We start from the raw sequence: 19,514 nt of genomic DNA on the forward strand, positions 1-19,514 counted from the left end.
TTCCTCAATATGGGCTGCAACTATTTTTTCTCGGAGATCCACTGAATATGCTTTCATGACAGTATTATCTTTATTATTACTAACTGTACCTCATAACTTCGGAAACTGCTGTATAATATTTTAATCTGATAAAATTTCTGATGAATAAAGATTTAGTGTAACTGGAATCTGCTGGACTTGGGAAGATAAAAGGTCTTAACCAAGATGCTTTAAAAATCCTCAATAACCTTTAATAAATTATGATTCATCAAAAACTACCTAATAATTGGCAAGAAAGGGAAAAATTACGTAATAAAGGTCAATTCTGGACACCAGAATGGGTGACAAAAGCAATGGTTGCGTATATAGCACAAGACACAAATTTGATTTTTGATCCTGCTGCTGGTAAAGGGGCTTTTTTAAATGCCTTATTACAAATAAATCCCTCTATTAATTATTATGGAATTGATATAGACGAATATATTTTAAAAGATGAAATTTATCAAAAAAATAATTGCTTTGTAGAATTACGTGATTTCATCAAAAATCCTCCACAGAAAAAGTTTAACGCAATCATAGCTAATCCACCTTACATTAGACATCACCGCATTGATGAAAAGATGAAACAATTTCTCAGAGAGCTTTTTATAAATATTACAGGTTTTACAATTGATGGTAGAGCAGGTTATCATATTTACTTTTTTGTCCAAGCGTTAAATTTACTTAATAAAAATGGAAGACTAGCTTTTATTATGCCTGCTGATACTTGTGAAGGAATTTTTGCCCAAAAACTTTGGCAATGGATTACTAAAAATTATTCTCTTGAATGCGTTGTTACATTTCATGAAAATGCAACACCTTTCCCAAAGGTTGATACCAATGCGATTATCTTTTTTATCAAGAAATCTGAACCTATCCAGACAATTAAATGGATAAAGGCAAATGAAGCTAATGACGAACTTTTTAACTGTGTTAAATATGATTTTCAAGATACAAATTATATCACCCTGGAAATTAATAAGCGAGATTTAAAGGAAGCATTAACAACAGGTTTATCAAGACCAAAACAAAATAATTGTGATGTTAAATATCACCTTAATGACTTTGCAAAAGTAATCCGAGGTATTGCTACAGGAGCAAATGACTTCTTTTTGCTAACAACACAGCAGGTAAAAGAATTGGCAATTCCCCAAGAATTTCTTAAACTTGCAATTGGCCGGACAAAAGATGTAATAGGAGATAAACTAACGATTGAAGATATCAAAAAATTACAAGAAAATAATCGGCCGACAATTTTACTTTCAATAAATAGTGAGAATAATATTCCCGAACCAGTTACTAATTATCTTAAAAAAGGTGAAAAATTAGGTCTTCCTAACCGTCCTTTGCTGAAACAACGTAAATATTGGTATAGAATAGAATATAGAGAAGTGCCACCGATATTATTTGCTTATCTTGGTAGACGAAATTCTAGATTTATTAAAAATGAGGCTGGTGTTGTGCCATTAACAAGTTTTTTGTGCATTTATCCTATTTATTCTGATGAATTATATATTACTAATCTGTGTCAGGCTTTAAATGAGCCTGAGACCATTGAAAATCTCAGACTGGTAGGTAAAAGCTATGGTTCTGGAGCAATCAAAGTTGAGCCTCGTAACCTTGATAAAGTTTCCATACCAGAACATATAGTAGACAAATATAATTTAAACCGACAAAAATCTGAAAGCAAAACTCAGCAACTTGAACTATTGTGATAATTTACTGCCATCAGACTATCAAAAAATCTAAGAGTTTAACACAATTTATACGGTGATACCATTTTTCCAAAGCTCATCCTCACTTAGATCAATATCTTCATTCCACACAATCCCGTAGCCTCCTTGCTCAACCTGAAAGTTCTGGAAAAAAGCAAGTTGACGAAGTGGAGCAAATATCGGAAAGTACAGCACCATTCCTATAATTCAACAAGGTTGGTTACGAGAAACACTAACCCACCCTACGCAATAGCAGCGATAGCGAGCGAAGCGCGGCTGCTTGCAGATCGCTTTTTAGCAGACAAAATAAAGAATATTTTGGGTAGAAATATGAGAAAATAACGGTTGCTGTTTCTCACCATAATTCTTTTTAATTCTTCTTAATCTTGTTCAGAAATCATTTAGGATTCCTATAAGTCATCATTGTAGGTTCACTGAAGACAGAGACTCTAACTTTGGCATGAATATCCTAAAATTAGGATTAAATACCCTAGAGCGAGTCTATGAACGTATAATCTTGGTGGCTTTAGCCACTAAGAGTGTCAAAACCTTTGTCAGTTGTGAGTCATGGTATGCAAAAACAGAGATCGCTATTAGCATTAATTATAGTCTTGGTAATTGCCGCTATTACGGTAATTATCACAATTCCTGTACCCCTGGGACTAGATTTACGGGGCGGTTCCCAGCTTACCATTCAGGTAAAACCAACAGCGGAAATTCCCCAAATTACGGAAAGGGAATTGGAAGCTGTGAAAAAAGTGGTCGAAGGACGAATTAATGGTCTAGGTGTTTCTGAACCTGTAATTCAAACCGTGGGTACAGATAAAATTTTAGTACAATTACCTGGTGTCAATGACCCAGAACAAGCAGAACGAATATTAGGTGGTACAGCGCAGTTAGAGTTCCGTATCCAAAAACCAAATACAGAAGCTCAACTTATAGCTTTACAGGTAACAAAAAACGACCTAAAAATCAAGCGGGAAGAGTTGAAAAAGATTAAAGATCAAGCTGCGATTGATAAAAATAAAGAAGAGTTTGATAAAAATAATCAAGCGGTAGCAGAATTGTTTGAAAGTACCAACCCACCTCTTACTGGTAAATATCTCAAGGATGCCTATGGACAGCCCACTCAAGGCAACAATTGGGACGTGGCCATCCGTTTTGACCAAAAAGGTGGTGAACTCTTTGCAGGGCTGACAAAAGACCTGGCGGGAACTGGTCGCAGTATCGGTATTTTCCTCGATAATGAACTGATTAGTTCACCTACTGTGGGAGTAGAATTTGCTGCTACTGGGATTACAGGCGGTTCTGCGGTAATTACAGGTCGGTTTCAAGCCCAAGAAGCCAATGATTTAGGGGTACAGTTGCGCGGTGGTGCTTTACCTGTTCCTGTGGAAATTGCAGAAAGAAGAACGGTAGGCGCTACTCTAGGAAAAGATAGTATTCAAAGAAGCATATACGCTGGTATTGGTGGTCTGACCTTAGTATTAATATTTATGGTGTTGTACTACAGACTACCAGGAATGATCGCCAATGTATCACTATTAATTTACTCCCTACTCACTTGGGCTGCTTTCTGTTTACTGAGTGTCACCCTCACCTTACCCGGAATTGCGGGTTTTATTCTCAGTATCGGTATGGCTGTTGATGCTAATGTCTTGATTTTTGAACGCACTAGGGAAGAATTACAAGCTGGTAAATCTTTGTATCGTTCTGTAGAATCCGGTTTTTACCGCGCTTTTTCTAGTATCTTAGATAGTAATGTTACTACCTGGATTGCTTGTGCTGCTTTATTTTGGTTGGGTTCAGGACTAGTAAAAGGCTTCGCGCTCACATTAGCTTTAGGTGTAGCGGTAAGTATGTTTACCGCAATTACTTGTAGTCGCACATTGATGTTTTTAGTTATTTCCATTCCCTCTTTGCGGAACACCAAACTTTATGCTCCTAATGTGCCAGTAATAAATAAGACAGGAGTGGCACAATGAGATTAAATATTAACAAAGCACGGGGTACATGGTGGACTATTTCCTGTGTTATTATCCTCAGTGGAATTATTTCCATGGTGATATCTTCTTTAAATCCCAATATTAAAGCCCCTTTGCGTCCTAGTTTGGACTTTATTGGCGGTACAAGGTTGCAATTGGTGCGAGATTGTGGCAAAATTGGTAATTGTGATCAGCCCATAGATATCAATGTTGTGCGAGAGGTGGCTAGATCTCAGGGTCTTGGTGATAGTAGTATCCAATTAATCTCGGAAAATGGCCAGGAAAATGGTATCACTATCCGCACGAAAACACTCCCAGCCGAACAGCGTATCAATCTCCAAAATGCTCTCAGTGAAAAAATTGGCGCTTTCGACCCGCAAAAAAATCAAGATGACTCCGTTGGTGCAACTTTAGGAAAGGAGTTATTTACTTCCGGGGTCTTGGCTTTAATAGTTTCCTTTATAGGAATTACTATCTACATGGCTGTCAGATTTCAATGGGATTACGCTGTATTTGCCATTGTAGCCTTGTTTCACGACATTTTGATTACAACTGGGGTTTTCTCGATTTTAGGCTTGGTTTTCGGCGTTGAAGTAGATAGTCTGTTTATCGTGGCTTTGCTGACTATCACCGGTTTCTCTGTTAATGATACTGTTGTTATTTATGACCGGATTCGAGAAACGATTAAACTTCATCCTGAACAACCAATTGCTGATGTTGTTGATGATGCTGTTAACCAAACTTTAAGTAGGTCCATTAATACTACTTTAACAACTCTACTGACATTAACTGCCATCTTCTTCTTTGGTGGGGAAACACTGCATAATTTTTCTTTAGCCTTAATTGTGGGCTTTATTATGGGAGCTTATTCTAGTATTTTCATTGCTAGTACACTGCTGATCTGGTGGCGAGAACGTAGTCAAAATTACTCAGTCCAAACCCCTATCAGTTCCCCAGAAAGTTAAATTCATTGATCACTTGTTCCTAGTCGGAGACTGGGAACGAGATTAACGAGATTTTGTAGACACAAGTTATACCATTGCTATGGATAAACCTGAAGTACCATTTGAGGGGGAACAATTAGCCTTAGACCCTGATTTTGCTCAACAAATACACAAATTACATCTGCTAACAGTATATGGTAGATGGTTATTTGCTGGCTTTTTGTGGCTAACTATCGCGCCTTTTTGTTTGTGGGATTTACGGACAGAAATTTATTTATTGCAAGAATATTTTACCTGGGTAGGATTACGATACGCGCTGATTTTTCACCCTCTGTCTACTCTTGGTTTAAGCTTCTGTATTGCCATGACAACTTCTGTGTTAGTCTGGCAAAGTCGTAATATCCTTTGGGGATTACCATTAAAAGAACAGGAACATTTACAAAAGCAAGTTTATCACATTCGTCAACAAGGATCTACACATCCTCTATGGAAGTGGGTTTGTAAGTGAGTAGGTAATAGGTAATAGGTAATAGGTAATAGTAATGAAAGGGAGTTTTTTTAATTTTTAATTGAAATGTTGCATATACATATACAGCCTTAGTAATTTTTTGGAAAATATGTCATAACAGAAGCAAACATATTGTGATAATTGGATAATCATAGATGAAATATTCTCAAATTCAATTTAGTCAAAGTCTTGGTGATATTGATATTTGTAAACTTCAAGAATTGTTTGATATTGCTGCTTTTTGGGCAAAAGGACGAAATATAAAAGATTTGGCTATAGCTATTGCTAACAGTGAACCTGTTATTTCCGTGTGGGATAAAGAATTATTAATTGGCTTTGCTAGAGCGACCTCTGATGGCATCTATCGCGCTACAATTTGGGATGTTGTCATTCATCCAGATTATCAAGGTAATGGACTAGGGAGCAAGTTAATAGAAACCGTTTTAAATCATCCCCGAATGCAAAAAGTAGAGCGTGTATACTTAATGACTACTCACCAACAAAAATTTTATGAAAAGATTGGTTTTCAGGTGAATAAAACAACGACAATGGTTTTATAAAATCTTGACAATTACCACCTACGCAAAATACCTCTCAAACTTTCTTGTCTTCCTGTTCTTTACTCCTTTGTGGTTTATTATTCCCTAACTTATGCGTAAGTCCTCAGAATCTTGATAAATTAAACGATTTAAACCATGAATAATCATCCTTATGCCTGGATAAACGAATCTCTGTCCACTATTCACCAGGCTGACTGGTATCGTTCCGTAGAAACTATTCACAGCCGTCCTGGTGCAACAGTGTTATTATCTGGGCAAGAAGTGATTAATTTTGCTAGTAATGATTACTTAGGACTAGCAGGTGATCAACGTTTACAAACAGCCGCTATTAATGCTATTCAAGAATTTGGCACTGGTAGTACAGGTTCTAGATTACTCAGTGGCCATCGAGAATTACACAGAGAATTAGAACGGGAAATAGCATCTAGCAAACAAACCCAAGACGCATTAGTATTTAGCTCCGGTTATTTGGCAAATCTAGGTACAATTGCGGCTATAGTCGGTAAAAGAGACTTAATTTTAGCTGATCAATTTAACCATTCCAGCCTCAAAAAAGGGGCAATTCTCAGCGGTGCAACGGTGATTGAATATCCGCACAGTGGGATGGCAGCACTATTGCAAAATTTACAGCAATATCGAAAAAATTACCGACGCTGTTTAATAGTTACTGATAGCGTTTTTAGCATGGATGGTGATTTATGTCAATTACCCCAACTACTAGATTTAGCGACAGAATTTAGTTGTATGCTACTGCTAGACGAAGCTCATGCTACGGGAGTCATGGGTAAAACTGGTGCTGGGTGTGTAGAACATTTCGGATGTATAGGTAGAGAATTAATTCAAATTGGCACATTAAGTAAAGCTTTGGGGAGTTTGGGCGGCTATGTAGCCGGTAGCAGCGCCCTAATTGACTTTTTACGCAATCGCGCCCCTAGTTGGATTTATACCACTGCCCTTTCTCCCGCAGACACAGCCGCAGCCTTAGCGGCCATGAAAATAGTCCAACAAGAACCACAAAGGCGATCGCAATTGTGGCAAAATGTCAACTATTTAAAACAATTAATTGAAGATAATTTACCTAAATTAAAACTATTACCAACGGAATCAGCGATATTATGTTTTCAATTACCCAATGCAGCCGCAGCATTAACAGCAGGAAAGCTAATGCAAGCATCAGGAATTTTCGCCCCGGCCATTCGTCCTCCCACAGTGAGTACAAGTCGGATTAGAATATCTATGATGGCTACCCATGAGTTAGCACATATTCAGAAATTGGTAGAAGTGATCAAAACCATGGAACAATTAGCGTCAAAATATTGACCCCAAAGCCGTATCATATCTGAGTTTGTAGTTCATCAAATTGACGAAAAATCTGTAAATTTATATCACAGTTTTTGAACATCATCAACCCAAAGGAGAAAATAGTCAGGATAATTCAGAAACTACCATATCAAAAGTATTATCTACTATTAATTCCCCCGCAGCTTTAGAGCAAGCCATAAACGATATTATCACTAATTTAACCAAAACGGATAAAAAAAATCAGTTGATATTAGGATATTAAGCAGTAAATTTTTTCAACAATATGGTAAACCCATAACCGAGCAAATCAAACAATTACAAATTACTGGTAGTTTTGTTAAATTTTTACAATCTTGCAATTCTTTACAAATGCAGCAAGTAGGTAAAAAATGGCAAGTGAGTGTTAAAAAATAAATTTTTAATTTTACTTTTATTACCTTCATGTGGGTTAGGAATAATTACAGTCACACCCCCCCGTCGCATTTGTGGACATCTCCCACCAGCATAAGGAGTTTCAAAACCCAACTTACGCAAACCCTTGATCAAATAATTTGGACTAAGCGGGAAGGGTTTATTAGTAAAAATAAAGTGGTTATTGATATTGCTACTTGAGAAAAATCACACATCGCGCTAGTCTTCATTAGCGTCAACTGTAAAACTCAAACCATGACAAACCACCCCCAAATACCCCCCTGCACCTGGAAACGTCCCATTGGCCTAGGCTGGGATAAGCCCTACACCGTCCGTTATCCTAGTAATATAGATGATGGTCCCTGGCACGGAATGCCCCTTGGTGGCTTTGGTGCGGGGTGTATAGGCCGTTCCTCACGGGGAGACTTTAACCTGTGGCACATTGACGGAGGAGAACATACTTTCAAAACTGTTCCCGCTTGTCAATTTAGTATTTTTGAATCTGGCCAAGCCTACGCATTATCTACCCAACCTCCAGAAGATGATACACTACAATCTTGGCAATGGTATCCACCTTCCTCTGTGGACCAAGAGGGGTTAGGGGTGGGGGTGAAGTCAGGAACTTATCATGCACTTTATCCTCGCAGTTGGTTTGTTTATGAAAATGTCTTCAAAACTCAATTAACCTGTGAGCAATTTTCCCCAATTTGGGCAGATAATTATCAAGAAACTAGTTATCCTGTGGCGGTTTTTTTGTGGAAAGCGCACAACCCCACAAATGCACCAATCACTATTAGCATCATGCTAACTTGGGAAAATATGGTCGGTTGGTTTACTAATACTTTAAAATCTCCCGAAGTGCAAGTTAGAGATGATGGTAGTCCTGTTTATGAATATCAGCCAGCTTGGGGAAAAAGTCAAGGAAATTATAATTGTTTAGCAGAAGATGATCAATATTTTGGTTGTGTTTTCGGTCAAGTTTCTGATCATCAAACTGTTCAAGAAGGAGACGGAACTTGGTGTATTGCAACTGCAAAAAATTACCCGAAAAATAACCAGGTTGAAATATTTTATCATTCCCGTTTTAATTGTTTAGGTAATGGTGCTGATATTTGGCAAAGTTTCTCGGAAAATGGTTCTTTACCTAATTATATAGATGAAACTCCCGCAGATGAAAATTCTAGATTAGGCGCTGCAATTGCGGTGCGTTTGACTTTACAACCAGGAGAAACTTTAGAAGTTCCCTTTGTCCTCAGTTGGGATTTCCCGGTAACAGAATTTGCCGCAGGAGTGAACTATTTCCGCAGATATACAGACTTTTTTGGGTGTAATGGTGAGAATGCTTGGCAAATTGCTACTACTGCTTTTAAATCATATCATAATTGGCGATCGCTCATTCAAAATTGGCAAAATCCTATTTTAGAAAGACCAGATTTACCCAACTGGTTTAAAATGGCTTTGTTCAACGAACTCTATGATTTAACTAGTGGAGGAACTCTTTGGAATGCAGCCTCAGACATTGATCCCGTTGGTCAGTTTGCTGTGTTAGAATGTTTAGATTACCGTTGGTATGAAAGTCTAGATGTGCGGTTATATGGTTCTTTTGGTTTATTGATGTTATTTCCTGAACTGGAAAAATCAGTAATTCGCGCCTTTGCTAGAGCAATTCCCCAAAGTGATGATACAACTAGAATTATCGGTTATTATCTGACAATTAAATCCCAAAGTCCCCTGGCAGTTCGTAAAGTCGCAGGTGCGACACCTCACGATTTAGGCGCTCCCAATGAACACGTTTGGGAAAAAACCAATTACACTAGTTATCAAGATTGCAATCTTTGGAAAGATTTGGGTTGTGACTTTGTTTTACAGGTATATCGAGATTTTTTGTTGACAGGTGCTAATGATCTTGACTTTTTAGCAGATTGTTGGGATGCTATTGTGCAAACTCTCGATTATGTGAAAAAATTTGATCTAGATGGGGACAGTATACCGGAAAATTCTGGCGCACCTGACCAAACTTTTGATGATTGGCGCTTAAATGGTGTTAGTGCCTATTGTGGTGGTTTGTGGTTAGCTGCTTTGGAAGCTGCTATTGCTATCTCTAGGATTTTAACGAACCACAGAGGCACAGAGGTCACGGAGGTGGAGGTGCAAGGGTCAATTTATCAAGGTTGGTTAAATCAATCAAAGTCAGTATACCAAGAAAAGCTTTGGAATGGCAAGTATTACCGTTTAGATAGTGAAAGTGGTTCTGATGTGGTTATGGCTGATCAATTGTGTGGGCAATTTTACGCTCGTTTATTGAGTTTACCAGATATTGTCCCCAGCGATCGCGCTTTGTCTGCTCTGAAAACTGTCTATGATTCCTGTTTTCTCAAGTTCCAAAATGGTAAGTTTGGTGCTGCTAATGGTGTTCTTCCCAATGGTTTACCAGAAAATCCTCATTCTACACACCCTCTGGAGGTTTGGACTGGAATTAATTTTGGTCTAGCAGCCTTCTTAGTGCAAATGGACATGAAAAATGAAGCAATGCGCTTAACTGAGGCTGTGGTGAGGCAAATTTACGACAATGGTTTGCAATTTCGCACCCCGGAAGCTATCACCGCTAATGCTACTTTCCGCGCTAGTACCTATCTCCGCGCTATGGCTATTTGGGGAATTTATTTGCTGATGTGTTAATTTTAGTGTTTTTAGGACTTACGCACAATTCACGGAATTAGAAACCACGCAGACCCAAAGGAAACTAATAAAACAGAGTTTTTCGGAGATTTTGCGTAAGTCCTGATACTCTAATTCGTTGAAGCTCTTTTATTTTCCTGTTATTTCCGGAATTTAGTGAAAAAATCAGTAATGGTAAGAGTTAAGGAATTTTAATCTGAAAACCTATGTTGGAAAATCTGTCTCTTTTCCCTAATTAAATCAGGGTTTGCTCAAAAGATCTCAAACCTTTATCTTCTCTCCTACTCTAGTGTGTCCTCTGTCCTCCTGGGTTCTTTTCAAGTATAATTTTCTTGATTTTCACTCCCAAAGCCACTGAAAAATCAGAAATCAGTAATTGTGTTTTACAGAGTTTGTGCCTATAATGGCTCATTCGAGCGATGATCTGTCAAAGTACATTTTTTACCCAGGTTCGCAAAAAATAATCACCAATTCCCTACTTTATTTCGGGTTATGGGAGATAAAAAGATTGAAGTTATCTACTTAAAAAAACTCTCTCCTCTAGTTGGAAATAAATTCAGAATTTATCAGTAGACTTCAATTATCTAAAAATATACCTAGTTGCACGTTAGATAAATAAGGCTAGGACAGCAGCAGCTTTATCAATCTATTTGGTCAGGTTGGCCAGGTTCAAATGCAGCTGGTGTCTATGACTCCCATTTTCAGTTATAAGTTCCCGGTTAGTTTCAAGATCATGAAAATTTTGATCTTGATTTAGCTTTTACTGAGTGCAGCGTATATCACCCTGCAATTCTTGTCCCGTGACTGAAAAATTTATAGAAACTTCAACAGCCTTGGGAGTTACACCTTAACCTCTTCATTGTTATTTGTCAAGCAATTACCTCATAAATTTTTGGGGAATTTGCCAAAAATATCTCAGTTAGTAATTCATTTTGTGGGCTGAAAAGTAGCACTTTATACAGTAAATTACACAAAATTTAATTTCTTAAAAATTATTTAGCCATAGGATCTCAGTCATGACTCTATACCGATGTATTCACATCGTCTAGAATAATCAGTGGTAGCTGACAATCAATAATGATAGTTATTTTTCCGAAATCAGCTTAATTAATATTACTGTAGTCTTAGTTGTACTCATAATTTCTATATATAATTAGGAAACTGATTCTTTAATCAAAGAGCAATATTGTCTAATAAATAAATAGCTATCAACCAAGAAACAAGTTAATAGTTAAATGTTCATGTTGTACAGTTTTTGCTATACACATTTAGCTCAAATGTATTCTTTGTATATAAGTAAACACATTGGTAATTTGAGTAAATATCCAAAACCAGGGGATTAACAATTAAATATATCGCCAATTATTGAATTATTTTTTAGTTCGTATTTAGTCCTATATCGATCAAAATTTATCATAACAAAATAACGCAAACTCCTTATAAGATAAGGTTTATAGCTCATAAAATTGTGTTACATATATCGGATATTTTTGAATAAAAATTATTTTTTTATCAAAACATAGCCTGAACTACTAATTATATACTAGGAGCATATCTGAATGTAATTGATATTTTTTTTGCATTGTACAACGATAATAACAGCTACTATTGAGATTAAAGTGGGGGGTGACACCCCTCATTTTTTCCCCAGCAGGGTCGAAACTTAAACCTGCACAAGAGATAGGTAAATCTCTAGATAACTTGAGTAAAGTTAACTTAAATTTTGCCAGTTTGGCAGATGACATTAGCGACAAAAAATAGTATAAATAAAAATGTGGCTTTTGAAATTGACAAATCAATGATTTTCCTGATTCCATTCAGCAATTGTCAGCCTCTACTGAAAATTTGCGAAGTTAATGGTAAAACTTATACAGCAGTGACCAGGGAAAAGCAGAAGATTGAGCCTTGGAAGTTTCAACAGCGCACAACGGTACAGAGACTTGATTATTTTTAATCAAGTTTTCAATTACAGGTCAGGTTATGAAAAAAATCATCAGGTCTAATGCAATTTTTAGCTCATTTAAACGTATAAAATTAGAGATGCATCTCTCTCAATCACACACCCATCAGGTATCAGTTTTTGTAATTACCATACTGTTAAAAAAGGTTGTTACTTTTTTAAGCATCTACCAGCAATTGATTACCTATAGATTCCGGTCCTTCCGCCACCAGCAACTTAGCTGAGGCTGTTTATCAAGTGCAATGCAGAAACTGGACTAATTTACTCAATTTAAAGACAACTAAGATGATGAATCAAGATATTGCTGGTAGTAGTAACAACTCAGAACCAAAAATCCATCCTGAACAGTTAGACCAGGTAGTCGAGGCGATTTTAGCAGGGAAGTATTCCTGGGCTTGCGTTTTAATGTTGCGGTTCATTGGTTATAATCCCATGCACTATATTCCTTATCGCACTTATAACCGCATATTGAAAGAAAATGCCCGCACAAATAGGTCAAACTTACAAAATCATGAAGGTCTGAAAATTGCTAAACCAACCACAGAGAAAAAGTCCGAAAGCAATCTTACCTCTACCTGTTTAAACAAGATTAAAGATATAGCTTATCTAGAAGTGGGAGGTAAGCAAAAAGCAGAAGCACGCGCTAATACTAGGGAAAAAAAGTCGGCATAGTTACTGTCCATAGTGTAATTGCTCGTTACTCAGTGCAAGTTAATTTGAAATGTGAGTAACTGCAATTACTAAATCCCTTGTAAATATGTGCCAGAATGGCAAATATATACTGATAACATCTTAATAAATTAATGGTTCATGGGGGGACAAATTGCATTTTCCCAAAAAACTGTTTGTGTCTATAATGAAACACATAAGCTGATTCTTTGTAGCACTTATGTCTCTCAAGAATTAAATAAATCAGGATTGACGTAATTGGCGTGCATCATACTTCTTGAAAGCTGTTAATAAGCAGATATTTAATAATTGATGCACCCTAGGCAGACACAGCTATACAATTGAATGGAAATTCATATAAATTTCATGTAAAGATATCATGAAGTTTAGATGAAAATTTGATTTTTTATATAAATTTTAAAAGAAGATATAGCAGAATTTAAAAATAACAATCAAAGCTTTGTCACTTTTTTATCTAGGCTGAATGGTTAACGCTACGCTATCCGACAGATAATTTCATATTTAAGAAAATCTGCTGATGAGAATTTTCTGATTTTAGGCTAGTGTAAGAGATAGATTATATCCTTGCCTTTCAGGCTGCAATATTTGGAACAGATGTTCCATAATTTTCGGAGAATTAAAACCGCATGAATTTAAATATTTTCGGGTTGATTGATAAATTTAAATACCAGTATTTATGAATATCCTTAAATCTAATAAGTGGATTTTTGAGATTATTCACTAATGCCAATAAATTTAGCATTAGGGATAGAAATTACAGAAGTTTATTTGTAGGTGTTTTACTAGATAATGCTGTTTATTGGGGGAGAAAACAGCTATGGCTGATAGATACTGGAAATTAAAGGAATACTCAGGAAACATCCTACAGACTAAATACTGAATATCCGTGAAAATTTTTGCATCTTAAGTAATAGATGCAGAAGATAGATTTGCCGAAATTTGAAAGTAGAAGAGAACTGGTAAGAATTATGTCATCTTATTCTCATCAAGATCAAGTTGTTAATATTTACGATACCTATGAAAGTAAGTTTTTAACACCTTTTCAACGGAAGGCGTTGCTAAAAAACTTACAAAATAATTCACAACCAGAATATCGGCGACGCATTGAGATTATGCTGTTAGCAGATATGGGGAAATCGCAAACTCATATTTGTGAAATCATAGGTTGTTCTCAGGAAATGGCCAGGTATTGGATAGGTATTGCTGAGGCCGGTATGGCGCATAAATGGAATCATCACCCATTAGGTAGACCTAAGATTGTTAATCATCAATATGTTGAAAGATTGAAAGAATTAGTTAATTGCAGTCCTCGTGAATATGGCTATGCTTTTAGTGATTGGACGGCTCAATGGTTGAGCAAACATTTAGCAAAAGAGTTAGGAATTAAAATTAGCGATCGCCATATTAACCGCCTACTTAAGCAAATGGGACTTTCCACTAAACGTAAAAATTCCCCATTGATAACTTCTGAGAATGAGGATGTGGCAATTACAATTAGTGATTTGTATTCTTCACCTGAACCCAGTTTTCATTGGTCATTTAATTTAATTCAGTCCAATAAATAATATTTATTTTTTTGGAGGTTAGGCAATGGTATCAGTCTTTTCTGATGAACAGTTAGCTAAACATATTAGGGAAGCCTTGGGTGATTCTCTATCAAATCAAATAGTTGTAGATTGTATTAAGGTTTTAGAAATTATTGAACCACCGACAGCAAAACAATTTTGGCAAGGGACAACAGCAAAGCCGGGAATTTATATTGTACTAACAGGTAAGGTGAGATTACTTGATAGTGCTAATAATTTAATTACTACTCTTGTTCCTGGTTCATCATTTGGGGAGTTGACTTTATTTCCAGAACAAGAGTTTAGTAATTATGTTGCTAGAGCTTCAGTGAATTTAAAAATTGCCTATCTTCCTCAGAAGATGGTGAAAAAAGTCATGGAAGAATTTCCTAGTGTTTATAATTGTTTGCTGAATAAAGCACAACTAATTAACACGCCTCGATCTTCAGAGATTCCTATTACTCAAACCCAGAAATTAGCCAAAAGTTCCAATCTTACCCAACTGACAATTGCCCCACTTACACCAACAAAAAAGCGTCCTCAATCCTTTCCGATTCCTACTGTAACTGCTGGAAATTGGTGGCGTAAATTTACCAAACGCTATCCATTTTTTGAACAACAAAGTGCTGCTGATTGTGGTGCTGCTTGTTTAGTAATGATTGGTCGTTATTGGGGGAAAAACTTCAGTATTAATCGCCTGCGGGATTTGGCTAATGTTAACCGTAGTGGTGCATCTATACGAAGTTTAAGTGCGGCGGCGGAAAGTCTTGGTTTTGCTACTCGTCCAGTGAAGGCCAGCTTAGATAAATTTACTCAACAACCTTTACCAGCCATTGCTCATTGGGATGGTAAACATTACATTGTTGTCTATGAAATTACCAAAAAACAGGTAATTATTGCTGATCCTGCTATTGGTCAACGCTCCTTGACTATTAATCAATTTAAAGCAGGTTGGACTGGTTACGCTTTATTATTAGAACCCACAGCTTCACTCAAAAAAACACCAGAAGCTAATACGCCATTTTGGCAGTTATTGGATTTAGTTAAACCTCATTTTCAAGTCCTCTTAGAGGTATTTATTGCTTCGGTATTAATTCAGGTGTTTGGATTAGTTACACCCCTATTTACTCAACTTTTATTAGACAGAGTCATTGTTCAAGGTAGTGCCTTAACCTTAAATACTGTAGGATTTGGATTATTGATTTTTGGGTTGTTTCGCGTCGCAATTAATGGATTAAGACAATATTTACTTGACCACACAGCCAACCGAATTAGCGTTGCTTTAATGGTGGGATTTATCAAACATACATTTGCTTTACCTCTGTCATTTTTTGAGTCTCGATATGTTGGTGATATTGTTTCCCGTGTCCAAGAAAATCAAAAAATTCAGCGTTTTCTTACCGGTGAAGCTTTATCTATTGGCTTAGATTTATTAACTGTCGTTATTTATGTAGGATTAATGTTTTGGTACAGTCCACCAATGGCAGGAATGACATTAGCAATTGTCCCGCCATTTGTGTTATTAACATTATTTGCAACGCCGTTTTTACGTCGAATTAGTCGGGAGGTATTTGCCGCAGGAACGTTAGAAAATAGCTATTTAATTCAAAGCTTGACGGGGATTTCCTCCATTCGCTCAATGGCAATTGAACAGACGGTGCGTTGGCGTTGGGAAGAATTGCTGAATAATTTAATTAAAAAGAATTTTAGCGGTCAAGTAGTTAGTAATCAATTGCAATTAGTTAGCTCTACCATTCAATCTTTAGCCAGTACAGGATTATTATGGTTTGGGGCTGGGTTAGTAATTCAAAACCAACTTACTATTGGTCAATTAGTTGCTTTTAATATGCTTCTAGGGAATATTATTCAGCCTTTCCAACGGTTAATTATCTTGTGGAATCAATTACAAGAAGTAATTGTTGCAACAGAACGAATTAATGATGTATTAGAAGCAGAACCAGAAGAAGATTTAGAATATAAACCTCGGCAAGATTTACCAAGATTAATCGGCAAAATTCGTTTTAATAACGTTACATTTCGTTATCATTCTGAGAGTGAAATTAACATTCTAGAAAATCTCAGTTTTGAAATTTTACCTGAGCAAACTGTAGCAGTTGTAGGGCGCAGCGGTTCAGGGAAAACCACCCTTTCTAAATTGATTTTGGGTTTATATCCACCGACAGATGGAAGAGTTTTAATTGACAATCAAGATGTGACTAGTATTTCCTTGCATTCTCTGCGATCGCAAATTGGAGTTGTTGATCAAGATACATTTTTATTTGGAGGAACAATTCGGGAAAATATCAGTATTGCCCATCCTGAAGCCTCTTTAGAAGAGATTATAGAAGCAGCCCAATTTGCAGGGGCAGATGAGTTTATTAAAAGGATGCCAATGGGCTATGAAACACAAATTGGTGAAGGTGGAGGAATGTTATCAGGAGGACAACGCCAACGGTTAGCAATTGCCCGCGCCTTATTAGGAAATCCCAGGCTTTTAATATTAGATGAAGCAACCAGTCACCTTGATTCTGAATCTGAACGCATTATTCAAAACAACCTCAAAAAAATTCTGAAAGGACGCACAAGTATAATTATTGCTCACCGTCTTTCTACAGTTCGCCATGCTGATCTAATTTTAGTTTTAGATCGTGGTGTTTTAGTAGAAAGTGGTACTCACGACGAATTAATTACCAAAAAAGGACATTATTTTTATCTCAATCAACAACAATTAGCACAAACAAATTAATTGTTTTAATTGTTTAATTGCCAACCTACCCCTGACTTTTTCAAAAAGGCAGGGATCTATAACTACAAAAATAGAGAACTGTAAAATTATTTATGCCTCAGTCAGTTTATACACAAACAACAACTACTATAAATCAGCAGAATCAAACCGAATATACTGATTTTATCCCAGATCAAAATCAAAATCAGACATTAGCTAAAACCCAGGATTGGTTTTATGGTACAGAAGAATTATTAGATGCTTTACCAAAGGTCTGGACTCGTTCAATGTTGTATTTGCTGGTCAGTTTTGCAGCAATTATTTTACCTTGGGCAATGTTAACTAAAGTTGATGAAACTGGAAATGCTATTGGACGAATAGAACCGAAAGGCGCAACACAAAAATTAGATAGTGCAGTAACTGGTACTATTGTTTATGTTAATGTTAAAGAAGGTGCAATAGTTAAATCTGGACAGGTTTTAGTAAAAATGGAATCTGATATTTTACAAACAGAAATACAACAAGCAAGAGATAAATTAGAAGGTTTAAAAAACCGCCAATCTCAAATAGAAATATTAAAAAATCAAGTCTTAATGACCATTAATATTCAACGTCAGCAAAACCAATATCAATCATTAGAAAAAATGGCGCAAGTTAATCAAGCTAGACAAACATTTGAAACTAAAAAAAGTGCTTATAATTTCCAAAATCTCGAGAAAATAGCACAAATTGATCAGATAAAACAGAATATAAAATCTACTCAAAGTAACTATAGGTTGGTTACAAGTCGCTTAGGTCGAGATCTTTCGGAAGTTGCCCGTTATCATCTACTTTTAAAGGAAGGTGTAATTCCTCAAACTAAAGTAGTAGAATTAGAAAAAATTGCTGAAGAAAGTCAACGGTTGCAAGAAGAAGCAAAATATAATATTCAAACAGCACGGTTAAGATTAAAAGAGCAAGAAAGTAGTTATCAGTCCCTTATGAATCAATTTAAATCAGATATTGAACAAGCAAGATTGCGATTAGAACAAGAAGAAAGTAGTTATAAAAGTGCTATTCAAGGAGGAGAATTAGCATTATTAAAAAGTCAAGAACAATTTAAAGACCTACAAAATCAAATTACTTCCCTTCAATCAGAAATTATGCAAACAGAAGGACAGATAATCTCCCTAAATTTACAACTAAAACAGCGAATTATCCGCTCTCCTATTGATGGAACAATTTTTGAACTACCCATTAAAAAACCTGGATCTGTAGTCCAAATAGGACAAATGATTGCTCAAATTGCACCCAAAAATGCAGCCTTAATTTTAAAGGCACATATGCCCAGTCAACATAGTGGTTTTGTTAAAGTAGGAATGCCGGTAAAAATTAAATTTGATGCTTATCCTTTCCAAGAATATGGAATTTCATCAGGGCGAATTACTTGGATTTCACCTAACTCTAAAATTCAGGAAAATAGTTCCAATCGTGTAGAAACTTATGAATTAGATATTGCTTTAGAAAATCCTTATATTCAAGTTGGTAACAAAGAGATTCCTCTCACCCCTGGACAAACAGCAAGTGCTGAAGTAATTATCCGTCAACGTCGAGTTATTGACTTTATAATAGATCCATTTAAGAAGTTACAAAAGAACGGTTTAGAGCTTTAACTGGAATCAGCATTAAAGACATAATTCAGGGAATTATGTCTAATAAAAAAAGACTTTAATATGCAACTTTTATATAATTAATGAGAAAATAATGTAAAAATATAAGAGTCAAATAAAGTTAAGATTTGGAGAATTATACAATGAAAGGAATAGTAATTAGTAACTTATTTCTTCCGCACTTAGAAAGCTTTTTTTATGATTTAAAAAAAATAGAATCAAGCATTGTATTAGGGGGATTATTTTGGGGCGATTATCCTAATTGGGGAGGGACTCCTAATGTTTTTGTCATGACCACTTATGATGGTTTAAATACCATATCAACAACTTATGAAGGAGCAGGGAATTTTCATGATAATAAATTCCATACGATAGATTATGCGAGGACAGTTAATGCTTGGGTATATCATTAATGATTTCACCAGATTTAAAGGTGCAATCAGGGAAACTGTTCACTTTTGATAATAAAATAAGCTCATGGCTACAATCATAATTTCTGACTTAAAACCTATTGAAAAAAAGACGTTTTTATCTGACTTAAATTCAGAGGAAATTACACAAATATCAGGTAGTATTTTTCTGCCTTTAGGGGATCGTCCTGCTGTTCAATTATCAACAGTTTATGATGGAATAAACAATCGTCAAACAACATATGAAGGTCCATTTGGTTTCCATGATAACAAGATTTTTGCTATTGACTTTTCCAAAATATCTGCCTATTTAGTGATTTGAATATTTACCAAATAATTTGTAAACTATGGGATTCCTGAGTTCTTTAAGAATTCAGGAATCTGGTTCTGACA

General features: G+C 36.0%; 15 protein-coding genes. 14 read left to right on the plus strand and 1 reads right to left on the minus strand.

Features of this window, described 5'->3' with window-relative positions; translation table 11 throughout:
• Positions 1–239: 239 nt before the first annotated feature.
• From H6G25_RS08785 to H6G25_RS08820, 7 genes are all read left to right on the plus strand, one after another.
• A complete protein-coding gene (locus H6G25_RS08785; protein WP_190392145.1) occupies positions 240–1,733 on the plus strand; it encodes an N-6 DNA methylase in 1,494 nt (497 codons plus the stop codon).
• Positions 1,734–2,305: 572 nt separating this feature from the next.
• Positions 2,306–3,718 (plus strand): protein translocase subunit SecD, encoded by a 1,413-nt coding sequence (gene secD / locus H6G25_RS08795; protein ID WP_190392253.1) that lies wholly within the window; start codon positions 2,306–2,308, stop codon positions 3,716–3,718.
• Entirely contained in the window at positions 3,715–4,683 is a 969-nt protein-coding gene (secF, locus tag H6G25_RS08800; protein WP_190392147.1) for a protein translocase subunit SecF, read from the plus strand. Before secD ends, secF begins: the two co-directional genes overlap by 4 nt.
• Positions 4,684–4,762: 79 nt before the next feature.
• Complete coding sequence (locus H6G25_RS08805) at positions 4,763–5,170, plus strand: hypothetical protein (protein ID WP_190392148.1); 408 nt, start codon at positions 4,763–4,765, stop codon at positions 5,168–5,170.
• A gap of 155 nt (positions 5,171–5,325) precedes the next feature.
• Positions 5,326–5,730: a GNAT family N-acetyltransferase gene (locus H6G25_RS08810; protein WP_190392149.1), complete on the plus strand. Its 405-nt coding sequence runs from the start codon at positions 5,326–5,328 to the stop codon at positions 5,728–5,730.
• 135 nt (positions 5,731–5,865) lie between these two features.
• Positions 5,866–7,050, plus strand: coding sequence for an 8-amino-7-oxononanoate synthase (gene bioF, locus H6G25_RS08815; RefSeq protein ID WP_190392150.1), 1,185 nt, complete (start codon positions 5,866–5,868; stop codon positions 7,048–7,050).
• A gap of 648 nt (positions 7,051–7,698) precedes the next feature.
• A complete protein-coding gene (locus H6G25_RS08820) occupies positions 7,699–10,122 on the plus strand; it encodes a GH116 family glycosyl hydrolase (protein ID WP_190392151.1) in 2,424 nt (807 codons plus the stop codon).
• A gap of 1,532 nt (positions 10,123–11,654) precedes the next feature.
• Here H6G25_RS08820 and H6G25_RS20925 read toward each other — a convergent pair.
• A complete protein-coding gene (locus H6G25_RS20925; protein WP_206754774.1) occupies positions 11,655–11,867 on the minus strand; it encodes a hypothetical protein in 213 nt (70 codons plus the stop codon).
• On the opposite strand from H6G25_RS20925, the gene H6G25_RS08825 reads away from it, so the two are divergent.
• The 7 genes from H6G25_RS08825 to H6G25_RS08855 all read left to right on the plus strand — a co-directional run bounded on the left by H6G25_RS08825 (position 11,861) and on the right by H6G25_RS08855 (position 19,443).
• Positions 11,861–12,076, plus strand: coding sequence for a hypothetical protein (locus tag H6G25_RS08825; protein WP_206754775.1), 216 nt, complete (start codon positions 11,861–11,863; stop codon positions 12,074–12,076). The genes H6G25_RS20925 and H6G25_RS08825 overlap by 7 nt on opposite strands.
• A gap of 291 nt (positions 12,077–12,367) precedes the next feature.
• Positions 12,368–12,754 (plus strand): HetP family heterocyst commitment protein, encoded by a 387-nt coding sequence (locus H6G25_RS08830; RefSeq protein WP_242034912.1) that lies wholly within the window; start codon positions 12,368–12,370, stop codon positions 12,752–12,754.
• Positions 12,755–13,740: 986 nt separating this feature from the next.
• The gene (locus H6G25_RS08835) at positions 13,741–14,337 is read left to right on the plus strand and encodes a helix-turn-helix domain-containing protein (protein ID WP_190392153.1); all 597 of its coding nucleotides are present in this window, start codon (positions 13,741–13,743) and stop codon (positions 14,335–14,337) included.
• A 25-nt stretch (positions 14,338–14,362) separates the two neighbouring features.
• The gene (locus H6G25_RS08840) at positions 14,363–17,083 is read left to right on the plus strand and encodes a peptidase domain-containing ABC transporter (protein ID WP_190392154.1); all 2,721 of its coding nucleotides are present in this window, start codon (positions 14,363–14,365) and stop codon (positions 17,081–17,083) included.
• A 92-nt stretch (positions 17,084–17,175) separates the two neighbouring features.
• Complete coding sequence (locus tag H6G25_RS08845) at positions 17,176–18,714, plus strand: HlyD family efflux transporter periplasmic adaptor subunit (protein WP_190392155.1); 1,539 nt, start codon at positions 17,176–17,178, stop codon at positions 18,712–18,714.
• A 140-nt stretch (positions 18,715–18,854) separates the two neighbouring features.
• Positions 18,855–19,124, plus strand: coding sequence for a hypothetical protein (locus H6G25_RS08850; protein ID WP_190392156.1), 270 nt, complete (start codon positions 18,855–18,857; stop codon positions 19,122–19,124).
• A 64-nt stretch (positions 19,125–19,188) separates the two neighbouring features.
• A complete protein-coding gene (locus H6G25_RS08855) occupies positions 19,189–19,443 on the plus strand; it encodes a hypothetical protein (protein WP_190392157.1) in 255 nt (84 codons plus the stop codon).
• The last annotated feature ends 71 nt before the right edge of the window (positions 19,444–19,514 follow it).

This window comes from Dolichospermum sp. FACHB-1091 (assembly GCF_014697585.1).
Taxonomy (GTDB): Bacteria; Cyanobacteriota; Cyanobacteriia; order Cyanobacteriales; family Nostocaceae; genus Dolichospermum.

Coding starts and splice junctions, on each gene's coding strand:
- H6G25_RS08855 (WP_190392157.1), top strand. CDS start 19,189: ATGGCTACAATCATAATTTCTGACTTAAAACCTATTGAAAAAAAGACG.
- secD (WP_190392253.1), top strand. CDS start 2,306: ATGCAAAAACAGAGATCGCTATTAGCATTAATTATAGTCTTGGTAATT.
- H6G25_RS20925 (WP_206754774.1), bottom strand. CDS start 11,867: ATGTCATCTGCCAAACTGGCAAAATTTAAGTTAACTTTACTCAAGTTA.
- H6G25_RS08840 (WP_190392154.1), top strand. CDS start 14,363: ATGGTATCAGTCTTTTCTGATGAACAGTTAGCTAAACATATTAGGGAA.
- bioF (WP_190392150.1), top strand. CDS start 5,866: ATGAATAATCATCCTTATGCCTGGATAAACGAATCTCTGTCCACTATT.
- H6G25_RS08835 (WP_190392153.1), top strand. CDS start 13,741: ATGTCATCTTATTCTCATCAAGATCAAGTTGTTAATATTTACGATACC.
- secF (WP_190392147.1), top strand. CDS start 3,715: ATGAGATTAAATATTAACAAAGCACGGGGTACATGGTGGACTATTTCC.
- H6G25_RS08825 (WP_206754775.1), top strand. CDS start 11,861: ATGACATTAGCGACAAAAAATAGTATAAATAAAAATGTGGCTTTTGAA.
- H6G25_RS08845 (WP_190392155.1), top strand. CDS start 17,176: ATGCCTCAGTCAGTTTATACACAAACAACAACTACTATAAATCAGCAG.
- H6G25_RS08820 (WP_190392151.1), top strand. CDS start 7,699: ATGACAAACCACCCCCAAATACCCCCCTGCACCTGGAAACGTCCCATT.
- H6G25_RS08785 (WP_190392145.1), top strand. CDS start 240: ATGATTCATCAAAAACTACCTAATAATTGGCAAGAAAGGGAAAAATTA.
- H6G25_RS08810 (WP_190392149.1), top strand. CDS start 5,326: ATGAAATATTCTCAAATTCAATTTAGTCAAAGTCTTGGTGATATTGAT.
- H6G25_RS08805 (WP_190392148.1), top strand. CDS start 4,763: ATGGATAAACCTGAAGTACCATTTGAGGGGGAACAATTAGCCTTAGAC.
- H6G25_RS08830 (WP_242034912.1), top strand. CDS start 12,368: ATGATGAATCAAGATATTGCTGGTAGTAGTAACAACTCAGAACCAAAA.
- H6G25_RS08850 (WP_190392156.1), top strand. CDS start 18,855: ATGAAAGGAATAGTAATTAGTAACTTATTTCTTCCGCACTTAGAAAGC.